20 protein-coding genes are annotated in these 21,631 nt (G+C 66.8%); 13 read left to right on the plus strand and 7 right to left on the minus strand.

Annotation, left to right across the window (positions count from 1 at the left end; genetic code table 11):
* Position 1 precedes the first annotated feature (1 nt).
* From galE to IE224_RS03915, 5 genes are all read left to right on the plus strand, one after another.
* Positions 2–988, plus strand: coding sequence for a UDP-glucose 4-epimerase GalE (gene galE / locus IE224_RS03895; RefSeq protein ID WP_191308193.1), 987 nt, complete (start codon positions 2–4; stop codon positions 986–988).
* A gap of 65 nt (positions 989–1,053) precedes the next feature.
* Positions 1,054–2,010, plus strand: a complete 957-nt coding sequence (locus IE224_RS03900; protein WP_229849231.1) for a glycosyltransferase family 2 protein — start codon at positions 1,054–1,056, stop codon at positions 2,008–2,010.
* Between the two features lie 110 nt (positions 2,011–2,120).
* A complete protein-coding gene (locus IE224_RS03905) occupies positions 2,121–3,149 on the plus strand; it encodes a glycosyltransferase family 2 protein (protein WP_191308197.1) in 1,029 nt (342 codons plus the stop codon).
* The gene (locus IE224_RS03910; RefSeq protein ID WP_191308199.1) at positions 3,146–4,840 is read left to right on the plus strand and encodes a DUF5927 domain-containing protein; all 1,695 of its coding nucleotides are present in this window, start codon (positions 3,146–3,148) and stop codon (positions 4,838–4,840) included. Before IE224_RS03905 ends, IE224_RS03910 begins: the two co-directional genes overlap by 4 nt.
* Positions 4,837–6,231: a hypothetical protein gene (locus IE224_RS03915; RefSeq protein WP_191308201.1), complete on the plus strand. Its 1,395-nt coding sequence runs from the start codon at positions 4,837–4,839 to the stop codon at positions 6,229–6,231. The genes IE224_RS03910 and IE224_RS03915 overlap by 4 nt, the downstream gene beginning before the upstream one ends.
* On the opposite strand, the gene IE224_RS03920 is transcribed toward IE224_RS03915, so the two are convergent.
* Positions 6,228–7,616 carry a phosphohexomutase domain-containing protein gene (locus IE224_RS03920; protein ID WP_191308203.1) on the minus strand — a complete coding sequence of 463 codons (1,389 nt, stop codon included), beginning with the start codon at positions 7,614–7,616 and terminating at the stop codon, positions 6,228–6,230. The genes IE224_RS03915 and IE224_RS03920 overlap by 4 nt on opposite strands.
* 140 nt (positions 7,617–7,756) lie before the next feature.
* On the opposite strand from IE224_RS03920, the gene IE224_RS03925 reads away from it, so the two are divergent.
* From IE224_RS03925 to IE224_RS03950, 6 genes are all read left to right on the plus strand, one after another.
* Complete coding sequence (locus IE224_RS03925; protein WP_191308205.1) at positions 7,757–8,158, plus strand: ketosteroid isomerase-related protein; 402 nt, start codon at positions 7,757–7,759, stop codon at positions 8,156–8,158.
* A complete protein-coding gene (locus tag IE224_RS03930) occupies positions 8,155–8,739 on the plus strand; it encodes a GNAT family N-acetyltransferase (protein ID WP_191308207.1) in 585 nt (194 codons plus the stop codon). Before IE224_RS03925 ends, IE224_RS03930 begins: the two co-directional genes overlap by 4 nt.
* Positions 8,736–9,593 carry a carbon-nitrogen hydrolase family protein gene (locus IE224_RS03935; protein WP_191308209.1) on the plus strand — a complete coding sequence of 286 codons (858 nt, stop codon included), beginning with the start codon at positions 8,736–8,738 and terminating at the stop codon, positions 9,591–9,593. The genes IE224_RS03930 and IE224_RS03935 overlap by 4 nt, the downstream gene beginning before the upstream one ends.
* An 85-nt stretch (positions 9,594–9,678) precedes the next feature.
* Positions 9,679–10,101: an alternative ribosome rescue aminoacyl-tRNA hydrolase ArfB gene (gene arfB / locus IE224_RS03940; protein WP_191308211.1), complete on the plus strand. Its 423-nt coding sequence runs from the start codon at positions 9,679–9,681 to the stop codon at positions 10,099–10,101.
* Complete coding sequence (locus IE224_RS03945) at positions 10,098–10,550, plus strand: NUDIX hydrolase (RefSeq protein WP_191308213.1); 453 nt, start codon at positions 10,098–10,100, stop codon at positions 10,548–10,550. Before arfB ends, IE224_RS03945 begins: the two co-directional genes overlap by 4 nt.
* Before the next feature lie 9 nt (positions 10,551–10,559).
* Positions 10,560–11,999 carry an inorganic phosphate transporter gene (locus IE224_RS03950; RefSeq protein ID WP_191308215.1) on the plus strand — a complete coding sequence of 480 codons (1,440 nt, stop codon included), beginning with the start codon at positions 10,560–10,562 and terminating at the stop codon, positions 11,997–11,999.
* A 5-nt stretch (positions 12,000–12,004) separates the two neighbouring features.
* On the opposite strand, the gene pncB is transcribed toward IE224_RS03950, so the two are convergent.
* Both pncB and pncA read right to left on the minus strand, forming a co-directional pair.
* Positions 12,005–13,297: a nicotinate phosphoribosyltransferase gene (gene pncB, locus IE224_RS03955; RefSeq protein WP_167620898.1), complete on the minus strand. Its 1,293-nt coding sequence runs from the start codon at positions 13,295–13,297 to the stop codon at positions 12,005–12,007.
* Positions 13,298–13,303: 6 nt separating this feature from the next.
* Positions 13,304–13,900: a bifunctional nicotinamidase/pyrazinamidase gene (pncA, locus tag IE224_RS03960; RefSeq protein WP_191308217.1), complete on the minus strand. Its 597-nt coding sequence runs from the start codon at positions 13,898–13,900 to the stop codon at positions 13,304–13,306.
* A 139-nt stretch (positions 13,901–14,039) separates the two neighbouring features.
* On the opposite strand from pncA, the gene IE224_RS03965 reads away from it, so the two are divergent.
* Positions 14,040–15,635 carry an SLC13 family permease gene (locus IE224_RS03965; protein ID WP_202380076.1) on the plus strand — a complete coding sequence of 532 codons (1,596 nt, stop codon included), beginning with the start codon at positions 14,040–14,042 and terminating at the stop codon, positions 15,633–15,635.
* Positions 15,636–15,673: 38 nt separating this feature from the next.
* Complete coding sequence (gene trhO, locus IE224_RS03970; RefSeq protein WP_191308219.1) at positions 15,674–16,576, plus strand: oxygen-dependent tRNA uridine(34) hydroxylase TrhO; 903 nt, start codon at positions 15,674–15,676, stop codon at positions 16,574–16,576.
* On the opposite strand, the gene IE224_RS03975 is transcribed toward trhO, so the two are convergent.
* The 4 genes from IE224_RS03975 to IE224_RS03990 form a co-directional block, all read right to left on the minus strand.
* Complete coding sequence (locus tag IE224_RS03975; RefSeq protein ID WP_167620901.1) at positions 16,573–18,852, minus strand: NADP-dependent malic enzyme; 2,280 nt, start codon at positions 18,850–18,852, stop codon at positions 16,573–16,575. The two genes, trhO and IE224_RS03975, sit on opposite strands and share 4 nt — an antisense overlap.
* Before the next feature lie 94 nt (positions 18,853–18,946).
* Positions 18,947–19,672 (minus strand): Ntn hydrolase family protein, encoded by a 726-nt coding sequence (locus IE224_RS03980; protein ID WP_167620902.1) that lies wholly within the window; start codon positions 19,670–19,672, stop codon positions 18,947–18,949.
* A gap of 154 nt (positions 19,673–19,826) precedes the next feature.
* Positions 19,827–20,669, minus strand: coding sequence for a transglutaminase family protein (locus tag IE224_RS03985; protein WP_167620903.1), 843 nt, complete (start codon positions 20,667–20,669; stop codon positions 19,827–19,829).
* Between the two features lie 2 nt (positions 20,670–20,671).
* Positions 20,672–21,628: an alpha-E domain-containing protein gene (locus IE224_RS03990; RefSeq protein WP_167620904.1), complete on the minus strand. Its 957-nt coding sequence runs from the start codon at positions 21,626–21,628 to the stop codon at positions 20,672–20,674.
* Positions 21,629–21,631 lie beyond the last annotated feature (3 nt).

Raw genomic sequence — 21,631 nt, forward strand, 5'->3', positions numbered from 1 at the left:
CATGTCGAAAACAGTTCTGGTGACGGGGGGTGCGGGCTATATCGGCTCGCACGCCTGCAAGGCCTTGGCGGCGGCGGGATACGTGCCGGTGACGCTGGACAATCTGTCCACCGGCTGGCGCGATGCGGTGAAGTTCGGCCCCTTCGTGCAGGCCGACCTGCTGGACCGGACGGCGCTTGATGCGGCCTTTGCCCAGCATCGCCCCGCGGCCGTCCTGCATTTCGCGGCGCTAAGCCAGGTGGGCGAGGCAATGGCCGAACCCGGCAAATACTGGCGCAACAATGTCAGTGGATCGCTGAACCTGATCGAGGCCGCGATCAACGCAGGGTGCCTGGATTTCGTGTTCAGTTCCACCTGCGCGACCTATGGCGACCGCGACGGAGAGGTTCTGGACGAGGATACGCCCCAAGCACCCCTGAACGCCTATGGCGCCTCCAAGCGCGCGATCGAGGATATGCTGGCCGATTTCGGCGCATCCCACGGCCTTCGCTCGGTGATCTTCCGCTATTTCAACGTGGCGGGCGCCGATCCGGATGGCGAGGTGGGCGAACATCACCGCCCCGAAACGCATCTGATCCCGCTGATCCTGGATGCGGTTGACGGCAAGCGCGCTGCGCTGACGGTGCATGGGACCGATTATCCCACGCCCGACGGCACCTGCATCCGCGATTATGTTCATGTCATGGATCTGGTGGATGCCCATGTGAAGGGCCTGGAATGGCTGCGCGCGGGTCGCGGCAGCCGGGTCTTCTGCCTGGGCACGGGATCGGGCTTTTCCGTCCGCGAGGTCGTGGACGCCACCCGCCATGTCACAAACCGGCCCGTGCCGATGGTCGATGGCCCGCGCCGGGGCGGCGATGCGGTCAAGCTGGTCTGCGGCAGCACGCGGGCCAAGGCCGAACTGGGGTGGGAACCGGGGCGCTCGACCATGAAGCAGATGATCGGCGACGCCTGGCGGTGGCACCAGAACGGCACCTATCAGGCGTGACGGTCGGGCCGCGTCTGCGCGGGGCCTGGTCGGCCTATCGCCAACGCCGGAAACGGCGAAAGCTGTTGTGGCGCTGCCTTCGGGCGGCGCGCGACCTGACCCCGGTCGTGGATCGCACTCCCGCGATCCGGACAGACGAAATCCTGTGCTTTGCGACCCTGCGCAACGAGATGCTGCGCCTGCCCGAATTCCTGGCGCATTACCGCAAGCTGGGTGTCGGCGCCTTCCTGATCGTGGACAATGCCAGCACCGACGGTTCGGACGCCTTTCTGCGCGGGCAGCGGGACGTTTCGCTGTGGCGGGCGGCCGGAAGCTATCGCGCCTCGCGGTTCGGGATGGACTGGCTGGGCGCGTTGCAGTTCCGCCACGGGCATGGCCACTGGTGCCTGACGGTCGATGTGGACGAGTTGCTGGTCTATCCCGACTGGGACCGCCGCCCGCTGCCTGACCTTGCGGCGCAACTGGATGCTGCCGGCAGGCCCGCCATGGGCGCGATGATGCTGGATCTGTATCCGCGTGGCCCGCTGGGGCAGGCGGATGCCGGCCCCGACGCGCCGCTGACAGACCGGCTGCCCTGGTTCGACCCCTTGCCCTATCGCTGCCGGATGGTGCCGCCCAAGCGCAACCGCATCCTGCAGGGCGGCGTGCGGGAACGAGTATTCTTTCCCAAAGATCCCGACCGGGGGCCGACGCTGAACAAGCTGCCCCTGGTCCGGTGGAACCGGCGGTATGTTTATGTCAACTCGACCCACTCGGCCCTGCCGCCCCGGCTGAACGACCAATATGACGGGCCCGGCGATCCGCGCCTGTCGGGGGTTCTGCTGCATGGCAAGTTCCTGCCCGACAGCGTCCTTCGCGCGGCCGAGGAACTGGACCGCCGCCAGCACTTCATCGACCCCGACCAGTACCGGCCTTATCATGACGCCATCGCCAGGGGACCGATCCTTTGGCATCCTGGTGCCGTCCGCTATGCAGGATGGCGGCAATTGGTCGATCTGGGCCTGATGGGAACCCGCACCTAATTGTCATCCATAGGTTGACGAAGAATTAACCTTTTTGCCAAATACGTGTAGGCAACGTATTTGGACATCATGACAGACTGGCCACGGGATCTTGATCGGCAGGCACGGCAATGCAAGGCCTGACCGCGCGTCCGCTGGTCAACCGCCTGCGCCGCCGCGCCGAACGGCAACGCCTGATCGCCCGGGGGATCCGGCGCCGCAATGCCCTGCGCCCCGTTGCCATCCGCACAGCCCAGATTGCCCGCGAAGATATCCTCTGCCTTGCCACGCTGCGCGATGAACGCGCGAGGCTGCCCTATTTCCTGGACTATTACCGCAACCTTGGCGTGCGCCATTTCCTGATGGTGGACAATGCCAGCCGGGACGGCAGCAGCGATTACCTGCGCGTGCAGCCCGATGTGTCGCTGTGGTGGACCGACCACAGCTACAAGGGCGCGCGCTTCGGCATGGACTGGATCAACTGGCTGCTGCTGCGCCACGGCAGGGGGCATTGGTGCCTGACCGTCGACCCCGACGAGTTCCTGGTGTACCCGCATATGGAACACCGGCCGCTGTCCGCGCTGACAAGCTGGCTGGATGCGACGGGGCGTCGGTCCTTTCCGGCGATGCTGCTGGACATGTATCCCAAGGGTCCGATCGAGGATGCGATCTGCGCCGAGGGCCAAAATCCCTTCGATGTCGCGCGCTTCTTCGACCCTGCCAACTACTCGATCCAGAAGAACCCCTATTTCGGCAACCTGTGGATCCAGGGCGGGCCGCGGACGCGTGCCTTCTTCACCCATGACCCGCTGTCAGGCCCCGCGCTGAACAAGATCCCGCTGGTCAAGTGGAGCGCGCGCTATGCCTATGTCAGTTCCACCCACATGCTTTTGCCGCGCGGGTTGAACCTGGTCTATGACGAGGACGGCGGCGAGCAGGTCTCGGGCTGCCTGCTGCACGCCAAGTTCCTGTCCAGCTTCACCACCAAGTCGGCCGAGGAACTGGACCGCCGCCAGCATTACGGCAACAGCCAGGAATACCGCGCCTATCACGCGGGACTGCACCAAGGCGTGCAGCTGTGGTGCAGCGAATCGCGCGAGTTCCGCGACTGGCGGCAGTTGGAGGACTTGGGCCTGATCTCGCGGGGGAACTGGGCATGAAGGCAGGCGTGCAGGTCCGGCTGGGGGTGGTGCTGCTGTGCCACGACGACCTGGGACTGGCGGCGCGGCTGGCGCGCGTCTGGGCCGATGGCGGCGCAAGGGTGGCGATCCATGTCGACGCCAAGGTGCCTGCCCGCAAGGACGCCAGCCTGCGCAGGGCCCTGGCGGATTGCGACGGCGTGATCTTCACCAGGCGCCACCGCTGTTCCTGGGGCCGCTTCAGCCTGGTGCGCGCGACGCAGGACGCCGCAGAGGACCTGCTGGACCGCTTTTCCGACACGACCCATGTCTATCTGGCCTCGGGCGCCTGCCTGCCCTTGCGGCCCGTCGCCGAACTGACGGCCTATCTGGCCGCCGATCCCGACCGCGACCATATCGAAAGCGTAAGCAGCCACGATGTCGGCTGGACCGTCGGCGGCCTGAACGAGGAACGCTTCACGCTGTTCTTTCCCTTTGACTGGAAGCGCCGCCGCTGGCTGTTCGACCGCTTCGTCGATTGGCAGCGCCGCCGCAGGATCTGCCGCCGGATGCCGGCAGGGCTGTCGCCGCATCTGGGATCGCAGTGGTGGTGCCTGACCGCGCGGACCCTGCGCGCGATCCTGGACGATCCCCGGCGGGCCGAGTTCGACCGCTTCTTCCGCTTCACCTGGATTCCGGACGAAAGCTATTTCCAGACCCTCGTGCGCCGGCATTCCTCGAACGTGGAAAGCTGGTCGCTGACCATGGCCAAGTTCGACCATACGGGCCGGCCTTATTCGCTGTACGACGACCATGTGGACATGCTGGCCGAATCGCGCTGCTTCGTGGCCCGCAAGGTCTGGCCCGGCGCGGCGCGGCTGTTGTCGCATTTCCCGCTGCCCGACCAGGGCCAGCCGCAGGTCGATCCGCCGCAGCCGGCAAGGGTGTCGCGCATCATCAACCAGACCGTGCGCCGCCGCGTCCTGGGGCGGCCGGGCCTCTACATGCAAAGCCGATTTCCGCGCAAGGACGCGGAGAACGGCAAGACCTCGGCCCCCTATGCGGTGATCCAGGGGCTGGCGGACCTTTTCCCGGGATTCGAGCCCTGGCTGCAGAAACACCTGTCCTGCCAGGTCCACGGCCACCTTCTGGGACCGGAAGGGGTGGAATTCGCGGGCCGCGCCCGCACCGGGCCGGGGGCGATTTCGGCCGATCCGCTGATCCGCGACCGCGATCCGCAGGGCTTCCTGACCTCGTTGATCCGCATCACCGACCGGACGCAGGTGCTCCAGTTCAGCCCGCGCGACAACCAGGCGCTGAACTGGTTCATGGCGACCGATCCGAACGCGCACATGCTGGTCGTCACCGGCGCCTGGAAGCTGCCGCTTCTGCATTCGGACATGCCCTTCGACGACGTGCGACGGGTCTTTGCGCAATTGCAGCGGACTGAACTGGAACAGCTTGAGGTGCTGAATTCGCTGTGGGTCCGGGCGCGGCTGCATCACCACGACCTGGGGGATTTCCTGCTGAACCCCAAGCCGATCCTTCAGGATTTCCTGCTGCAGATCGACCCGCATTCGGTTCCGATCACCACCTTGCCCGCGATGCGCGACCTGACGGGGCTTGACCAGATGCTGCGGCGGCTGCGCAATGCCGGCCTGCGTCCCCGCCTGATGGGCGAGGATCTGCCGCCGATCGAGTTGCTCAGCCCCGAAAGGGCTGCCGCCGAATGAGCCAGGGCTTCCGCAGCTTCGTGATCTTCGCCGAGATGCGCACGGGGTCAAACCTTCTCGAGGCGACGCTGAATGCCGTCCGGGGCGTCACCTGCTTCGGCGAGGCGTTCAATCCCTACATGATTGGCTGGCCCGACAAGGACGAGATGCTGGGCATCAGCCGCGCCGAACGCGAGGCCGATCCCTTGGACCTGCTGGCCAAGCTGACCGATCGGCCGGGCCATCTGCCGGGGTTTCGTTATTTCCACGACCACGATCCGCGTGTGCTGGAGCCGATCATCCAGGACCGACGCTGCGCCAAGATCATCCTGACGCGCAATCCGCTGGACAGCTATGTCTCGACCCGGTTGGCCTGGGAAACGAACCAGTGGAAGCTGAACGCATCCGAGACACCGATCCCCGCCCGCATCACCTATGACGGCCAGGAGTTCCGCCGGATGCTGTCCGCCGCCGAGGGGTTCCGCCGCCACCTGACCGCCCGCTTGCAGGCGACGGGGCAGGCGGCATTCCACCTGGACTATGACGACCTGCGCGACCCCGAGGTGATGACCGGCCTGTTGCACTTCCTGGGCCGGACCGATCTGGACCGAGTGGAGCCGGCGCGCGACCAGGTGCCCCAGAACCCGCAGGAACTGGCCCGGAAGGTCGCCAATTTCGACGCGATGCAGGCGGACCTGCACGACATGGACCCCTTCGACCTGCACCGCCTGCCGGTCTTCGAACCCCGGCGCGGTCCCGCCGTGCCCAGCTTCGTCGCCACGGAGGCGGGGCGGGGCCTGCTGTTCATGCCGGTCAAGGGCGGGCCAGAACAGCGGATCCGCGACTGGCTGTCCCGGCTAGGCCGGATCCAGGGCGGCTTCACCCAGTCCACCCTGCGCCAATGGAAACGCGCCCGCCCCGGCCACCGCAGCTTTTCCGTGCTGCGCCATCCCCTGCTGCGTGCCTGGGAGGCCTTCGACCACCTGCTGGTCCAGGGCAATACCGAACAGCGCGACCTGCTGCGCCGCCTGCACCGCGTGGCCCTGCCGCCCCAGGACGGGCTGGCCGAGCTTTCGAGTGACGCGCGGGTGGCGGTCTTCGCCGATTTCCTGGCCTTCCTGCGCCGCAACCTGAACGGCCAGACCAGCCTGCCCACGCATCCCGTCTGGGCCAGCCAGACCGAGGTGCTGTCGGGCTTCGCGCGGCTTGCCGTGCCGGACATGCTGGTCCGAGAGGATCGTCTGCCCGAGGATCTGGCCCATCTTGCGCGGGCAGCGGGGATCGCGAATCTGGTGCTGGACGGGATGACTGCCCCGATTCCCGACGTGCTGCGGGATCGCAAGCTGGCCGAGGCCGCGCAGGCGGCATACCTGCGCGACTATGTGACCTTCGGCTTCGACCTGATGCCCTAGGCTTGCAGCAGGGCGGCCAGTTCCGCCTGTTTTTCGCGCACCAGGGCCGCGTCGCCGTCGGATTCCAGGTTCAGCCGCACCACGGGCTCGGTGTTCGACTTGCGCAGGTTGAAGCGCCAGTTCCCGAAATCCAGCGACACCCCGTCCAGGTCGTCGCGGCCTTGCGCCTGGGGTTCGTATTTCTCGATCAGCCTGGCAATTGCCGCATCGGGGTCTTCGATGTGATAGTTCGTCTCGCCCGAGGACGGATAAAGTCGCATCCGCTCTTCCAGCAGTTCGGCCAGCGTCTGGCCCTTCCTGGACAGCAGCTCGATCATCAGCAGCCAGGGGATCATGCCGCTGTCGCAGTAATAGAAGTCGCGGAAGTAATGGTGGGCCGACATCTCGCCGCCATAGATGGCGCCCACGTCGCGCATCTTGCGCTTGATGAAGGCGTGGCCGGTCTTGCTGACGACAGGCTCTCCTCCGGCTTCCTGGATCATGGCGCGGGTGTTCATGATCACGCGGGGGTCGTGGACGACCTTCTCGCCCGGGGATTTTTCCAGGAAGGCCGCGCCCAGCAGGCCCACGATGTATTCGCCTGGGATGAAGCGGCCGTTTTCGTCGAAGAAGAAGCAACGGTCGAAATCGCCGTCCCAGGCCACGCCCAGATCGGCCTTTTCCGCCTTCATCCTTTCGACGGTAGGGGGCTGATTCTCGTCCAGAAGCGGGTTGGGGATGCCGTTCGGAAAGCTGCTGTCCACGTTGTGGTGCATCCGCACGAAGGTCAGCGGCGCGCCGCGCTTTTCCAGTTCCGCCGCGATGGCGTCAAAGGTCGGGCCTGCTGTGCCGTTGCCGGCATTGACCAGGATCTTCATGGGCTTCAGGACCGACACGTCCACGAAATCCGCCATGGCACGCGCGTAATCCGCGCGGGCACCGCTGAAATCGGTGACGCTGCCCTTGGTCGCGGGCGCAAAGCTGCCGCCAGTCGCCAGTTCCACGATGGGCGGCAGTTCCGTCGCCGGATCCAGCGGGGCGGACCCGCGCCCAACGATCTTCATGCCGTTGTAGTTGATCGGGTTGTGGGATGCCGTCACCTCGATCCCGCCGTCGGTGTCGTGGAAGCCGGTGTGGAAATACACCTCTTCGGTTCCCGCCAGGCCCAGGTCCAGCACATCTGCGCCCCCGTCCGTCAGCCCCTCGATCAGCGCGGCCGCCAGTTCGGGCGAGGATTCGCGGCTGTCGCGGCCAACGACCACGCGCTTGGCGCCGCGCGCCTGCGCAAAGGCGCGGCCAATGCGATAGGCGACATCCGCGTCCAGGTTCTTGCCCAATTCGCCGCGAACGTCATAGGCTTTGAAACAGGTGATGTCGCGATGGCCAAGATTGCCTTTGTCGCTCATGGGCATGATCCTTGCTGAACAGTCGAATTGACCAAGCGCTAACAGGACGCCTTGGAATTACAAGGCGGATCTGGTCCCTCTGGTCTAGGTGACTGCAAACGCGAAGGGCGCTAAAACCGTTCCCGATGAAGGAGATGCCCATGGATACCAAGACCCTGATCGCCGCCTATTACGACGCCTTCAACGCAGGCCGCACAGACGACATGCTGGACCTGCTGCACGATGAGGTCGAGCATCACGTGAACGAGGGCGGCATCCGAAAGGGCAAGGCGCTGTTTGCGGACTTCAACCGGCACATGACGGAAAGCTACAAGGAAAACCTGACCGACATGGTGATCTTCGCCAACGAGGCGGGCGACCGCGCGGCGGCGGAATTCGTGGTGAACGGCACCTATCTGAAGACCGACGAAGGCCTGCCCGAGGCGAAGGGCCAGACCTATCGCCTGCCTGCGGGCAGCTTCTTCACCATCCGCGACGGCAAGATCGCCCGCGTCACCACCTATTACAACCTGGCCGACTGGACGCGGCAGGTCAGCCAATGACGGTCACGACGCGCGTCCTGACCGCCGGGGCGCTGGCCGCCGCGCTGGAAGACGTCGCGCGTCTGCGCATCCGCGTGTTTCGCGATTTCCCTTATCTTTACGACGGCGACGCGGATTACGAACGCGATTACCTGCGCGCCTACCAGTCGCCCGGCGCGGTGGTCGTGGCCGCGATGGATGGCGAACGGATCGTGGGGGCAGCCACCGGCGCGCCCATGACCGATCACGCCGCCGATTTTGCGGCGGCCTTCGCGGACCGGCCCGAGCCGCTGGACCAGATCTTCTACTGCGCCGAATCGGTGCTTTTGCCCGAATACCGCGGCCACGGGATCGGCCATGCCTTCTTCGACGCGCGGGAAGCCCATGCGCGCAGCCTGGGCCTGACCTACAGCGCCTTTTGCAGCGTCATTCGTCCTGCCGACCATCCTGTCCGGCCCGCCGGCTATCGCCCGCTGGACGACTTCTGGCGCAAGCGGGGGTACGCGCCGCTGCCGGGCGTCGTCGCGCGCTTTTCCTGGAAGGATCTGGACGAGCCTGCCGAGACTGAAAAACCCCTGCAATTCTGGATGAGACAGCTTTGAAGATCGCCGCCGCCGCCTATCCGATCGACTGGTTCGACAGCTTCGCCGACTACGAGGCCAAGCTGACCCGATGGGTCGGGGATGCGGAGGGGGCGGATCTGCTGGTCTTTCCCGAATACGGCGCGATGGAGCTTGCCTCGCTGGGTGGGCGCGGCGTGGCGGGCGACCTCGAGGCGTCCCTGCACGAGGTGGCGCGGCACTGGCCGCAGATCCAGACTGTGCATCAGCGCCTGGCGGAAAGGCATGGCTGCCACATCCTTGGCGCGTCCGGTCCTGTCTTCGACGGGCGGCGCCCGGTCAATCGCGCGATCCTCTATGGTCCCCAGGGCATCATCGGCCACCAGGACAAGCAGATCATGACCCGGTTCGAGCGCGAGGACTGGGACGTGATCGGTGCCCCCGGCCTCCGGGTCTTCGATACGGCCTTGGGCCGGATCGGCATCCTGATCTGCTATGACAGCGAATTTCCCCTTTTGGCGCGCGTGCTGGCCCAGGCGGGGGTGGAACTGCTGCTGGTGCCAAGCTGCACCGACACGGTGGCGGGCTTTTCCCGCGTCCGCATCGGGGCCATGGCCCGGGCGCTTGAAAGCCAGTGCGTCGTGGTGCAGGCGCCGACGGTGGGGCCGTGCGACTGGATGCCCGCGCTTGACGAAAACCGCGGTCGGGCGGCGATCTATGGCCCGCCGGACGGCTTCTGGCCCGAAACCGGCATCATTGCAGAAGGCCCCATGGACCAGCCGGGCTGGGTCATGGCGGATGTCGATCTGTCCCGCGTCGGCGAAAGCCGGCGCAACGGCGCGGTTCTGCCCTTTGCCCATTGGCCGGAAAGCGATGGCGTGGGCCTGACGCGCTGACCGGGGCGGCAACCTTTCCCTGATCGGGCGGTTTATTCACCGCGGCCTCTGTTCACCGCGCCGATCCGTGCCATAGTGCCTGTCCATGCTGCATATCAATGACAAGATCACCATCGAGGAATGGGAGCTGACCGAACAGTTCACCAGATCCCAGGGGCCGGGCGGGCAGAACGTCAACAAGGTCGAAACCGCGGTCGAACTGCGGTTCGAGGCCGCGCGATCCCCGAATCTGCCCGACCCCGTGAAGCGCCGCCTAGAACGGCTGGCGGGGCGGCGGTGGACGCGTGACGGCGCGGTGGTGGTCCTGTCGCAGGAAACCCGCAGCCAGGCCCGCAACCGCGAAATCGCCCGCGAAAGGATGGCCGAATTGATCAGGTGCGCGGCCGAGCCCGTCAAGCGCCGCGTCGCCACCAAGCCCACCTGGGGCAGCCAGTTGCGCCGCCTGAAGGCCAAGTCCACGCGCGGAGAGGTCAAGGCCCTGCGCGGCAGGGTCGAGGACGGCGAATGACGGCGTGGTGGCGGTGGCTGGGAATCCTGTTCGGACGCCGTCCCCCCGCGATGCAGGTGGGCGCCGTCTGCCGTTGCCCCCGGACCGGGGATGTCGTGCTGATCACCAGCCGGGGCACCGGCCGCTGGGTCATCCCGAAGGGCTGGCCGATGGAGGGCAAGACCCTGTCCGCCGCCGCCGCGACCGAGGCCTGGGAGGAGGCGGGCGTCGAGGGACAGGTCCAGGATGCCGAACTGGGCCGCTATCGTTATGACAAGGAACAGGACCGGGGCTATTCCGTGCCGGTCGAGGTCCGGGTCTTCCTGCTGGATGCGGAACGGCTGCGCCGCGATTTCCCCGAAGCCAAGCAGCGCAAGCGCCGCTGGTTCCCCCCGGCCGAGGCTGCGCGCCTGGTAGCCGAACCCGGCTTGCAACAGATCCTGCTTGCATTGCCCCCCGCCGGCGGCTGACATCGGGGCATGAAGCGGCCCGACCGACAATTCGAGGTGCTGGACAAGGACTTGCGGCGGATCACCGTCGCCGAGGCCGCGCAGTTCCATGCCGTCCGGCCCGTCCTGCGGCTGGGGTCGGTCATCCTGCTGGGCGTTGCCCTGTTGTTTCTGGCCCTTGCCCTGACAGGGCGGCAGCCGGGGCTGGTCGCCATCGGCGCGGGTTTCCTTGTGGCGGGCTGGCTGGGCCTGTCGATCGGGGCCAACGACATTGCGAACTCGCTTGGCCCGGCGGTGGGGGCGGGGGCCATCGCCATCGGGCCGGGGCTTCTGCTGGTGGGTCTGGCGGAAATCGCGGGCGCGGTCCTGGCCGGTCATGTGGTCGCGCATCGGCTTGCGGGCGGGATTATCGATCCGGGCGTCCTGGAGAATGCCGCGCAGGGGCAGGTGATGATGCTTGCCGCGCTGATCGGGGCCGCGGCCTGGATCACCGTCGCCACGGCGGCCAGCCTGCCCGTCTCGACCTCGCATTCGATCGTCGGCGCCATCGCCGGGGCAGGCTTTGCCGCCGCCGGGGCCTCGGCGCTGTCCTGGGGCGGCATCCTGTCCATCGCCCTCGCATGGGTCGTGACGCCCTTCGCGTCGGCGCTGCTGGCGGGCGCGCTTTTGACGCTGTTGCGCATTCGCGTGGCCGAGGCGCCCGACCGCCTTGCCGCCGCACGGGCCTGGCTGCCGCCGCTGGTGGGGGCGATGGTCGGGCTGTTCGTCGCCTATGTCGCGACCCTGTTGCCCGCCTTGTCCCTGCGCCTGCCCATGGCCCTGCTGCCCGGCATCGCCGCCGGGCTGGCGGTGGCGCTGCTGATGCGCCGCAGGCTGGCCAAGGTCCTGTCCGATGCCGACGAGAAGCCCGGCATGAAGCGCATCCTGCGCCAGCCGCTGCTGTTTGCGGCCGTGATGATGGGCTTTGCTCATGGCGCGGGCGATGCGGGCAACGTGGCCGGGCCGCTTCTGGTGATCCTGATGCCGTCGCAAGACGGAAGCGTGCAGGTGCCGCTGGCGATGCTGGCGCTTGCGGGGGCCACCATCGCCCTGGGTGCCATCCTGTTCGGCCGCCGCCTTGTCGGCATGGTCAGCGAGGGGATCACCCGCCTGAACCCGGTCCGCGCCTTCTGCATCACGCTGGCCACGGCGATGATCGTGCTGGTCGCGTCGGGGCTGGGCCTGCCGGTGTCGTCGACCCATGTGGCCGTCGGCGGGGTCTTCGGCGTGGGCTTCGTGCGCGAGATGCTGGACCGGCGCAGCAATGCCAAGCGTGCCGCCCCCCTGCCGGCCGAGGAACGCCGCCGCCGGATGCTGATCCGCCGGAGCCATGTCGCGACCATCACCGTGGCTTGGATGGTGACGGTCCCGATCACGGCCCTGCTGGGCGCGCTGTGTTGCCTGGCGATGCTGCGGGTCACGGGCGTCTGAACGCCCTAGACCACCACATCCACTGCGGATTGCTGTCCCACATCGAAGACGCGCCGGTAACGCGCGATCTCGGCGGCAGGGCCAGTGGCCTTGGCCGGGTTGTCCGACAGCTTGACGGTCGGGCGGCCGTTGGCCGAGACTGCCTTGCAGACCAGGCTGAAGGGCGCCAGCCCGTCGCCTGCCACCAGCCCCCGGAAATCGTTCGTCAGCAGCGTGCCCCAGCCGAAGCTGACCTTGACGCGGCCGTGGAAGCGGCGGTGCAGTTCGGCGATCTTGTCCACGTCCAGCCCGTCCGAGAAGATGACCAGCTTCTTCGTCGGATCCTCGCCCCGGTCCTGCCACCAGCGGATCGCGGTCTCGGCCCCCGTTGCTGGATCGCCGCTGTCGATGCGGATGCCGGTCCAGCCGGCCAGCCAGTCCGGCGCGCCGGCAAGGAAGCCCTCGGTCCCGTAGGTGTCGGGCAGGATCATGCGCAGGTTGCCGTCGTGCTCCTCGTGCCAATCGGCCAGCACCCTGTAGGGGGCCTGGCGCAGTTCCTGGTCCGTATCGGCCAGGGCGGCATAGACCATCGGCAGCTCATGGGCATTGGTGCCGATCGCCTCGATGTCGCGGCGCATGGCGATCAGGCAGTTCGAAGTGCCGGTGAAGCGTTCGCCCAGGCCCTCGATCATGGCCTGCACGGCCCAGTCCTGCCACAGGAAGCTGTGGCGGCGGCGGGTGCCGAAATCGGCGATCCGCAGATCGGGCATCTCGCGCAGCTTCTCGATCTTTTCCCACAGCCGGGTCATGGCGCGGGCATAAAGCACCTGAAGCTCGAACCGGCCGAGGGTCGCCAGGACCGCGCGGGACCGCAACTCCATCAGGATGGCGAGGGCCGGGATCTCCCACATCATGACCTCGGGCCAGCGGCCCTCGAAGGTCAGTTCATACTGTCCGTCGCGCTTTTCCAGGTGATAGGGCGGCAGGCGCAGGTTCTCCAGGAACTCCATGAAATCCGGGCGGAACATCTGGCGCTTGCCGTAGAAGGTGTTGCCGCGAAGCCAGGTGCCCTCGCCGCGCGACAGCCGCAGGCTTCGCACATGGTCAAGCTGCTCGCGCAGCTCGCCCTCGTCGATCAGGTCGGCCAGGCGGATCGACCGGGTGCGGTTGATCAGGCTGAAGCAGACCGTCGTGTCGGGGCGGTTGCGAAAGATCGACTGGCACATCAACAGCTTGTAGAAGTCGGTGTCGATCAGCGACCGGACGATCGGGTCGATCTTCCATTTGTGGTTGTAGACGCGGGTGGCGATATCGACCATCGGCCCTTACTCCAGGTTGACGCCGGCGGCGCGCATGTCGGCGCGGGCCCGGTCGCGGCTGCCGTCCAGGTCGATGGCGCGGGTCGCCGCCTCGATCACGGTGGCGGTGAAGCCCAGGCGGGCAGCGTCGATCGCGCTCCAGGCGACGCAGAAATCATGGGCCAGGCCCACAAAGGTCAAGTCGGACAGTCCCCGGTCGCGCAGGTAGCCGGCAAGGCCGGTGGGCGTGGCGCGGTCGTTCTCGAAGAAGGCCGAATAGCTGTCGATGCCGGGGCGGAAGCCCTTGCGGATCACCAGGTCGGCGCGGGACAGGTCAAGCCCGGGGTGGAAATCCGCGCCCGGTGTGTCGATCACGCAATGGTCGGGCCATAGCACCTGCGGGCCATAGGGCATCTGCGTCAGGCTGAAGGGCGCGGTCCCCGGGTGATTTGATGCAAAACTGGCATGGTCGGCGGGGTGCCAGTCCTGGGTCAGCACGACCGCGCCGAAATCGCGCATCAGCGCATTGATGGGCGTGACGATGTCATCCCCGCCCGCCACGGCAAGCGCGCCGCCGGGGCAGAAGTCGGTCTGCATGTCGATGACAATCAGGGCGGTGGTCATGCGGGGGCCTTCTTTCTGGAACGCGGCAACTAGACCGGCGTGGGCTGGTGATCGTCAAGGGCTGACCGCGACGGTGGCGGAAATGCAGCTTTTGGATTATCCAGAAAAGGGAGCAAGGATAAGGGAGAAGGGAGGAACGATGGACGTTCAGAAGGACTTGGATCACAGCGCCGGCTTTGACGAGAACGAGCCCACCGGACGGTCGCCCCAGATGATCTGGGGTCTGCGCATCCTGGGGCTGGCCCTGGCCGGCCTGGTGTGGCTGCTGCTGGGAGGCCAACCCGACCTTCCGCCCGACGCGCGCATGGTGGCCGCCATCGGCACGCTGATGGCCGTCTGGTGGATGACCGAGGCGATCCCGCTGTCGGCGACGTCCCTGCTGCCCATCGTCCTGATCCCTGCCCTGACCGAACGCAGCGTCGCCGAGGCCACCCAGCCTTATGCCAGCTCGATCGTGTTCCTGTTCCTGGGCGGCTTCCTGATCGCCATCGCGATGGAGAAGTGGCACCTGCACACCCGTATCGCGCTGCTGACGTTGCGCAAGGTGGGGGTGGCGCCCCGCCGCATCGTGCTGGGCATGATGCTGGCCACGGGCTTTCTGTCGATGTGGGTGTCGAACACCGCAACCACGCTGATGATGCTGCCCATCGGCCTGTCGGTCCTGTCGCTGGTCGTATCGCGCGGATCGCGCCAGGACGGTGCCGAGGCCGAGGAGGCGATGCGCGCCGGCGGCACCATCACCGATGTTGTGAAGGATCCCGACATCAAGGCCTTTGGCGTCTGCCTGGTCCTGTCGATCGCCTGGGCGGCCTCGATGGGCGGCTTGGGAACGCTGCTGGGCAGCCCGCCCAATGCCATTGTCGCGGGCTATGCGGCGGACGAACTGGGCCGCAACATCGGCTTTCTGGAATGGATGATGCTGGGAACGCCCCTGGCATTGGCCTTTATCCTGATCGCCTGGTTCCTGATGACGCGGCTGCTTTACCGCTTTGACCTGCCCGAGATCCCCGGCGGGCTCGAGATGATCGACAGCCAGGTCCGGGCGCTTGGCCCGCTGAGCCAGGGCGAGAAGATGGTGCTGGGCGTCTTCATGGGCGCGGCCTTTCTCTGGGTGGTTCCGGGCCTTCTGACCTCGATTCCCGCGATCGATGCGGCGGCCCCCTGGTTGGGCAGCCTGGACGATACTGCCATCGCGGTCGGCGCGGGCCTGGTGATGTTCCTCCTGCCGGGCAGGGGCCGCGACCGGATGGTCCTGGACTGGAAGGACGCTGAACGCGGCCTGCCCTGGGGGGTGCTGCTGCTGTTCGGCGGCGGTCTCAGCCTGGCCTCGGCCGTGGCGGCGTCGGGGCTGGACGGCTGGTTCGGCCAGCAGGTGACGGGGCTTGGTGCCCTGCCCACGCTTCTGCTGGTGGCGGCGGTGGTCACGATCATCCTGTTCCTGACCGAGATCACCTCCAACACGGCGACGGCCGCGACCTTTATCCCCATCCTGGGCGGGGTCGCCCTGGGCATCGGGGCCGATGCCATGACGCTGCTGATCCCCGCCGCCCTGGCCGCGACCTGCGCCTTCATGCTGCCGGTCGGCACGCCGCCCAATGCCATCGTCTTTGGCACCGGCACCGTGACCATCGCCCAGATGGCGCGGGGCGGGTTCGTGCTGAACATCGTGGGCATCCTGCTGATCACCGGCCTGACCTACCTGCTGGGCGGCCTGGCCCTGGGGCTTTCGTTCTGACCTTGCGCCTGCGGGCCTGGCCGCGTTAAGGCGCGGCCATGCTGACCGTTGCCGCGCTGTATCACTTTACCCGCTTCGAGGATCCCGCCCCCCTGAAGGGCCCGCTGGCCAGGATCGCCTGCGCCAATGGCGTGCGCGGTACGCTGCTGCTGGCGCCCGAGGGGATCAATGGCACCATCGCCGGCACGCGCGACGGGATCGACGCGGTGCTGGCCCATATCCGCGCCCTGCCGGGATGCGAGGGGCTGGACTGGAAGGAAAGCCCGGCCGAGGTCATGCCCTTCGGCAAGATGAAGGTGCGCCTCAAGCGCGAGATCGTGACCATGGGCCAGCCGGATGTCGATCCCCGCGCCGCGGTGGGCCATTACGTCGAGCCGGCCGATTGGAATGCCCTGATCAGCGCGCCTGACGTGGCGGTGATCGACACGCGCAACGATTACGAGATCGGGATCGGCACCTTTGCAGGCGCCGTGGATCCCGGCACGCGCAGCTTCCGCGACTTCCCTGCATGGTGGCAGGCCAACCGCGACCGCTTCGCCGGCAAGCGCGTGGCGATGTTCTGCACCGGCGGCATCCGCTGCGAGAAGTCGACGAATTACCTGCTGTCGCAGGGCGTCGAGGACGTCTTCCACCTGAAGGGCGGCATCCTGAAGTATCTGGAGGAGGTGCCGCAGCAGGACAGCCTGTGGCAGGGCGATTGCTTCGTCTTCGACGGGCGGGTCAGCCTGACCCACGGGTTGCAGCCCGGCCGCCACGGCCTGTGCCACGCCTGCCGCCGCCCCCTCGCCCCTGAGGATCGCGAGCGCCCCGAATACGAGGAAGGCGTCAGCTGCCACCGCTGCCTGTCCGAATACGACGACGCCGACCGTGCGCGGTTCCGCGAACGCCAGCGACAGGTCGCGCGGGGTGAGTTGTTCGCCCGCCCCGCCAACGAGTCCTAGCGCCCCGTCCCCAACCCACCGGCGGAAATTGCCGCCATGTTCAGGATGTCGTTCACCGTCGAGGTGGTGGAGCAGATCTGGATCGGTTGCGGCACGCCGGTCAGGATCGGGCCGATCACCGTCGCGCCCGCCATTTCCTGCATCAGCTTCACGCTGATGGACGCCGAATGGCGCGCCGGCACCACCAGGACGTTGGCGGGCCCGGTCAGGCGGCTGAAGGGATAGCGGGCGGCGGAATCCATGTTCAGCGCCACATCCACGGTCATTTCGCCCTCGTATTCGAAATCGACGCCGCGGCGGTCCAGGACCTCGGTAGCCTTCGCCATCTTCACGGCCCGTTCGCTGACCGGATAGCCGAAGTTCGAAAAGGACAGAAAGGCCACGCGCGGTTCCAGGCCCAGGCCGCGCGCCACGCCCGCGCCGCGGGTGGCGATGTCGGCCAGATCCTCGGCCTCGGGCCATTCATGGACCAGCGTGTCGCCGATCAGTACGATCCGGCCCTTGTGCAGCACAGCGGTGATGCCCACCGCGCCGTCCTGCGGGCGCAGGTCGAAGACATGGCCCAGTTGCGCCAGCACCGGGGCGTTCTTGCGGGTCGCGCCGGTCACAAGCCCGTCGCCATGGCCATGCGCCAGCATCAGCGCGGCAAAGACGTGGCGGTCGCGGTTGGCAAGCTTGTGGGCGTCCTCTCGGTCCACGCCGCGGCGTTGCAGGCGCGCGTAAAGGAACTCGTGATAGGCCTCGAGATGCCGGGAGTTGGCAGCATTTACCACGGTCAACTCGCGCACGGCGTCGCCCAGGCCCGCGGCTTCCAGCTTTTCCTTCACATCGGCCTCGCGGCCCACGACCAGGGCCTGGCCCATGCCGCCGCGCTGCCAGGCGACGGCGGCGCGCAGGACGCGGGGATCGTCGCCCTCGGCGAAGATCATGCGGGCCTGGCTTTGCCGGGCGCGGGCATGGATGCCCTGAAGGATCGCGGCAGTCGGATCCATGCGGTTCTTCAGCGACTGGACATAGCCCTCCATGTCGATGATCGGGCGGCGGGCAACGCCGGTATCCATGCCCGCACGAGCCACCGCAGGGGGCACGACATGGATCAGGCGCGGATCGAAGGGCGTCGGAATGATATAGTCGCGCCCGAATTGCAGCTTGCGGCCGTAAGCCACGGCGACCTCGTCGGGGACATCCTCGCGTGCCAAGGCCGCAAGTGCCTCGGCGCAGGCGATCTTCATCTCGTCATTGATCGCCCGGGCGTGGATGTCGAGCGCGCCGCGGAACAGGTAGGGAAAGCCCAGGACGTTGTTCACCTGGTTCGGATAATCCGACCGCCCGGTGGCTACGATGGCATCGGGGCGCACGGCATGGGCATCCTCGGGCGTGATCTCGGGGTCGGGGTTGGCCATGGCGAAGATGACCGGGTTGTCGGCCATCGAGGCCACCATGTCCTGCGTCACCGCGCCCTTCGCACTGACGCCCAGGAACACGTCCGCCCCCTTCATGGCGTCTTCCAGGGTGCGGGCCGTGGTCACGACCGCATGGGCCGATTTCCACTGGTTCATCCCCTCGGTCCGGCCCTGGTAGATGACGCCCTTGGTGTCGGCCATGATGCAGTTCTCATGCCGCGCGCCCATCGATTTCAGCAGTTCAAGGCAGGCGATCCCGGCGGCGCCCGCGCCGTTCAGGACGATCTTCACGTCCTCGATCTTCTTGCCCGACAGTTCCAGCGCGTTCAGCAGCCCTGCCGCGCAGATCACCGCCGTGCCGTGCTGGTCGTCGTGAAAGACGGGGATGTCCATCATCTCTTTCAGGCGGCTTTCGATGATGAAGCATTCGGGCGCCTTGATGTCTTCCAGGTTGATGCCGCCGAAGGTCGGCCCCATCAGGCGGACGGCATTGATGAACTCGTCCGCGTCCTCGGTGTCCAGTTCCAGGTCGATGGCGTTCACGTCGGCGAAGCGCTTGAACAGCACCGCCTTGCCCTCCATCACCGGCTTGGAGGCCAGGGCCCCCAGGTTGCCCATCCCCAGGATGGCGGTGCCATTGGAAATCACAGCGACCATGTTGCCCTTGGTGGTATAGTCATAGGCCGTCTCGGGCCGGTCCGCGATGGCCTGGACGGGCACGGCGACGCCCGGCGAATAGGCCAGCGACAGGTCGCGCTGCGTGGTCATGGGGGTCGAGGCCACGACCTCGAACTTCCCGGGGCGCGGCTCCATGTGATAGGCCAAGGCCTCCTCGGGGGTGACGCGGGCGCTGCGGGGGGTCTTGTCGGTCATGGGGTCCTCCGGGGCTGGTGGTCCCGTTTAACGTTGCGTCACCGCTGGCTCAACAGGCTTCGGATGCAAAGCTGTCTTGCGGCGATGCGTGCAATCAGATGCGGATGTTGACGAAACTGTCGCGAAGGGCCGCGGACCATGCCGCGCTCATCCGGGCGAAGTCGGCATCGCCCTCCAGGATGCGGCGTCGGGTGGTGACGGCGCAGGCATCCTTCTGGATGATCGCCAGGTCCAGCGGCATTCCGACCGAAAGGTTCGACCGAAGGGTCGAGTCCATCGACAAAAGCACGGCCTTTTGCGCATCCGCCAGGCTGGTCGCGGGCGTCACCACACGGTCCAGGATCGGCTTGCCGTATTTGTGTTCGCCGATCTGCAGGAAGGGCGTGTCTTCGGTCGCCTCGATGAAATTGCCTTCGGGATAGATCAGGAACATGCGCATGTCGCCGCCCTGCCGCTGGCCCGCGACGATCATGGTGGCCGATGCCTGCTGGCGCAGGTCGCGGCATTGCTCGGCGATTTCCCGACGCGTCCGGGACAGCGTGTCGCCGATGATCGTGGCGACCTGCAGCATGGTCTGGGCCTTCATGATCGAGGTCGTCTCGTCCGCCATCTCGTCATGGATGGCCTCGCTCAGCCGGGCAAGGGTCGTCTGCGTGACCGACAGCGATCCCGCCGTCATCACCACGATGGCCCGTTCGCCCGGTTCCTCGAAGAAGAACATCTTGCGATAGCAGGCGATGTTGTCCAGCCCGGCATTGGTGCGCGTATCCGACAACAGCACCAATCCGGCATTCAGCTTCAAGCCGACGCAATAGGTCATGGCTGCGTCTTCCCCGTCATGATCGCGCCGCAACCTGTCTAGTGGGGGCGGGGACAGGTCGCAATCGGTCCTTGCCATCCGGCAGCAGTGCTGCGGCAATTCTGTCTCAACCGCCGGCCCTGGCAGCAGGGCCAAGAGGGGGCGGCAGCCCCCTTCAGCTTTGCGTCTGGCTTTGGCTTTGGGTCTGGAAGCGCTCGACCTCCTCGACGCTGACCGCGACATCCATCGTCTCGATGCCATGGCCCGCCGCGATGCCGCGGATCGGCGCCGCATCGGAAGCATCCAGCCCCGAACCCAGCCGGACATAGCGTTCGTCGGGGCAGCAACGATTGGCAGGATCGAAGCCCACCCATCCCAGGCCCGGGACGTTGATTTCTGCCCAGGCATGGGCAGCCTCATGCGCGTCACCATCGGCGGTGGTGTGCAGATAACCCGATGCATAGCGGGCCGGCAGATCGTGCAGCCGGGCCAGGGCGATCAGCGCATGGGCATGGTCCTGGCAGACGCCCTCGCCCTTTTCCAGCGCCTCGGCGGCGGTGGTGTGAAAGCCGGTCTGGCCGGGCATATAGGCGATGGCGTCCGAGACAACGGCCGACAGGCGGTGCGCAAGGCCCAGGGGATCGGCGGCATCCTTGGCCGTCAAGGCCAGATCCCGCAGCGCCTGATCGGGCTTGGTCGCGGGAGTGTCGCGCAGATAGGCCAGCGGATTGATCAGTTCGCGATGCCCGCGCAGGACGCCTGCGGTATCGCGCGTCTCGATGCGGCCGGTCACGGTGACGGTCACTTCCTCGGTCGGGCCGCGGACGGTCCAGCCCTCGATCCAGTCGCCGGCGCCGTCGCGAAAGCCGGGGCCGCGGATGCCGCCCTGCACGTCGATCTGCCAGTCATGCGTGCGCTGCCCTTCGCTGACCGAAGGCGTCAGCCGCAGGCTTTGCACCAGGTTCCGTGCCGGCCGGTCATAGCGATAAACGGTCTGGTGAAAGATGCGCAGTTTCATCCTTACGATCCCCCCAGCAGGTAATCCTCGTGCACCAGGCTCGAGATGGTGCCGATCTCGGTGATGAACCAGGTCAGGAACTCGTGCAGTCCCTCGTCGAAGATCATGTCGATGTCATGGGCCTGCAGGCGGCCCAGCACCTCGCGCGCCTTGTCGCGGGCCTGGGTCGGCACCGTGTCGCCATAGCGTTTCGCCAGCCCTTCCAGGTTCCACACGGCCTCATAGAGCGAGGTGATGAGCGAGCGCGGGCTTTCCCCGTTCAGGATCAGGAAATCCGCGACCCGGCCCGCGGTGATGTCGCCGCCATAGGCCCAGTGATAGGCCCGGTGCGCCGACAGCGCGCGCAGGATCACCTGCCATTGATAGGTGTCCAGGCCTGATCCCACGAACTCGATCCGCGGCAGGAGGACATAGTACTTCACGTCCAAGAGCCGGGCGGTCGCGTCGGCCCGTTCCAGCCCATAGCCCAAGTTCATGAAATGCCACCCGTCATTGCGCAACTGCGTGGCGTTGATGGCCCCCCGCACGGTCGAGGTGTGGCTGGTCGTGATATCGGTCAGCGAGGCCGTGTCGATCTTGTCGCGCGGCGTTCTTTCGATGCGGCGCAGGTCCTGGAAGGCCATGTTCAGCGCGTCCCAGACCTGGCTGGTCAGGGCCGTGCGCACGATCCGGCCCGCCTCGCGCGCCTTCTCGATGCAGGACATGACCGAGGACGGGTTCTGGCGGTCGAAGAAGATGAATTCCTCGATGTTTTCCTGGCTGATCTCGCCATATTTCTCGGCAAACAGGGTCGCGGACCCCGAGGCCTGCAACAGCGAGTTCCATTCGTTCTGATAGCCCGAGGCGGTGTTGGGCAAGAGCGTGATCCGCTGGCCCACGTCCAGAAGGCGCGCGGCGGTATCGGCCCGTTCAAGGTGGCGGCCCATCCAGAACAGGTTCGCGGCGGTGCGGCTGAGCATATG

This window comes from Paracoccus aerius (assembly GCF_014656455.1).
GTDB classification, from domain to species: Bacteria; Pseudomonadota; Alphaproteobacteria; order Rhodobacterales; family Rhodobacteraceae; genus Paracoccus; species Paracoccus aerius.

Coding starts and splice junctions, on each gene's coding strand:
- IE224_RS03950 (WP_191308215.1), top strand. CDS start 10,560: ATGAAGCGGCCCGACCGACAATTCGAGGTGCTGGACAAGGACTTGCGG.
- IE224_RS03945 (WP_191308213.1), top strand. CDS start 10,098: ATGACGGCGTGGTGGCGGTGGCTGGGAATCCTGTTCGGACGCCGTCCC.
- IE224_RS03965 (WP_202380076.1), top strand. CDS start 14,040: ATGGACGTTCAGAAGGACTTGGATCACAGCGCCGGCTTTGACGAGAAC.
- IE224_RS03990 (WP_167620904.1), bottom strand. CDS start 21,628: ATGCTCAGCCGCACCGCCGCGAACCTGTTCTGGATGGGCCGCCACCTT.
- IE224_RS03980 (WP_167620902.1), bottom strand. CDS start 19,672: ATGACCTATTGCGTCGGCTTGAAGCTGAATGCCGGATTGGTGCTGTTG.
- IE224_RS03975 (WP_167620901.1), bottom strand. CDS start 18,852: ATGACCGACAAGACCCCCCGCAGCGCCCGCGTCACCCCCGAGGAGGCC.
- trhO (WP_191308219.1), top strand. CDS start 15,674: ATGCTGACCGTTGCCGCGCTGTATCACTTTACCCGCTTCGAGGATCCC.
- IE224_RS03925 (WP_191308205.1), top strand. CDS start 7,757: ATGGATACCAAGACCCTGATCGCCGCCTATTACGACGCCTTCAACGCA.
- arfB (WP_191308211.1), top strand. CDS start 9,679: ATGCTGCATATCAATGACAAGATCACCATCGAGGAATGGGAGCTGACC.
- IE224_RS03910 (WP_191308199.1), top strand. CDS start 3,146: ATGAAGGCAGGCGTGCAGGTCCGGCTGGGGGTGGTGCTGCTGTGCCAC.
- galE (WP_191308193.1), top strand. CDS start 2: ATGTCGAAAACAGTTCTGGTGACGGGGGGTGCGGGCTATATCGGCTCG.
- IE224_RS03920 (WP_191308203.1), bottom strand. CDS start 7,616: ATGAGCGACAAAGGCAATCTTGGCCATCGCGACATCACCTGTTTCAAA.
- IE224_RS03930 (WP_191308207.1), top strand. CDS start 8,155: ATGACGGTCACGACGCGCGTCCTGACCGCCGGGGCGCTGGCCGCCGCG.
- pncB (WP_167620898.1), bottom strand. CDS start 13,297: ATGGTCGATATCGCCACCCGCGTCTACAACCACAAATGGAAGATCGAC.
- IE224_RS03915 (WP_191308201.1), top strand. CDS start 4,837: ATGAGCCAGGGCTTCCGCAGCTTCGTGATCTTCGCCGAGATGCGCACG.
- IE224_RS03905 (WP_191308197.1), top strand. CDS start 2,121: ATGCAAGGCCTGACCGCGCGTCCGCTGGTCAACCGCCTGCGCCGCCGC.
- pncA (WP_191308217.1), bottom strand. CDS start 13,900: ATGACCACCGCCCTGATTGTCATCGACATGCAGACCGACTTCTGCCCC.
- IE224_RS03985 (WP_167620903.1), bottom strand. CDS start 20,669: ATGAAACTGCGCATCTTTCACCAGACCGTTTATCGCTATGACCGGCCG.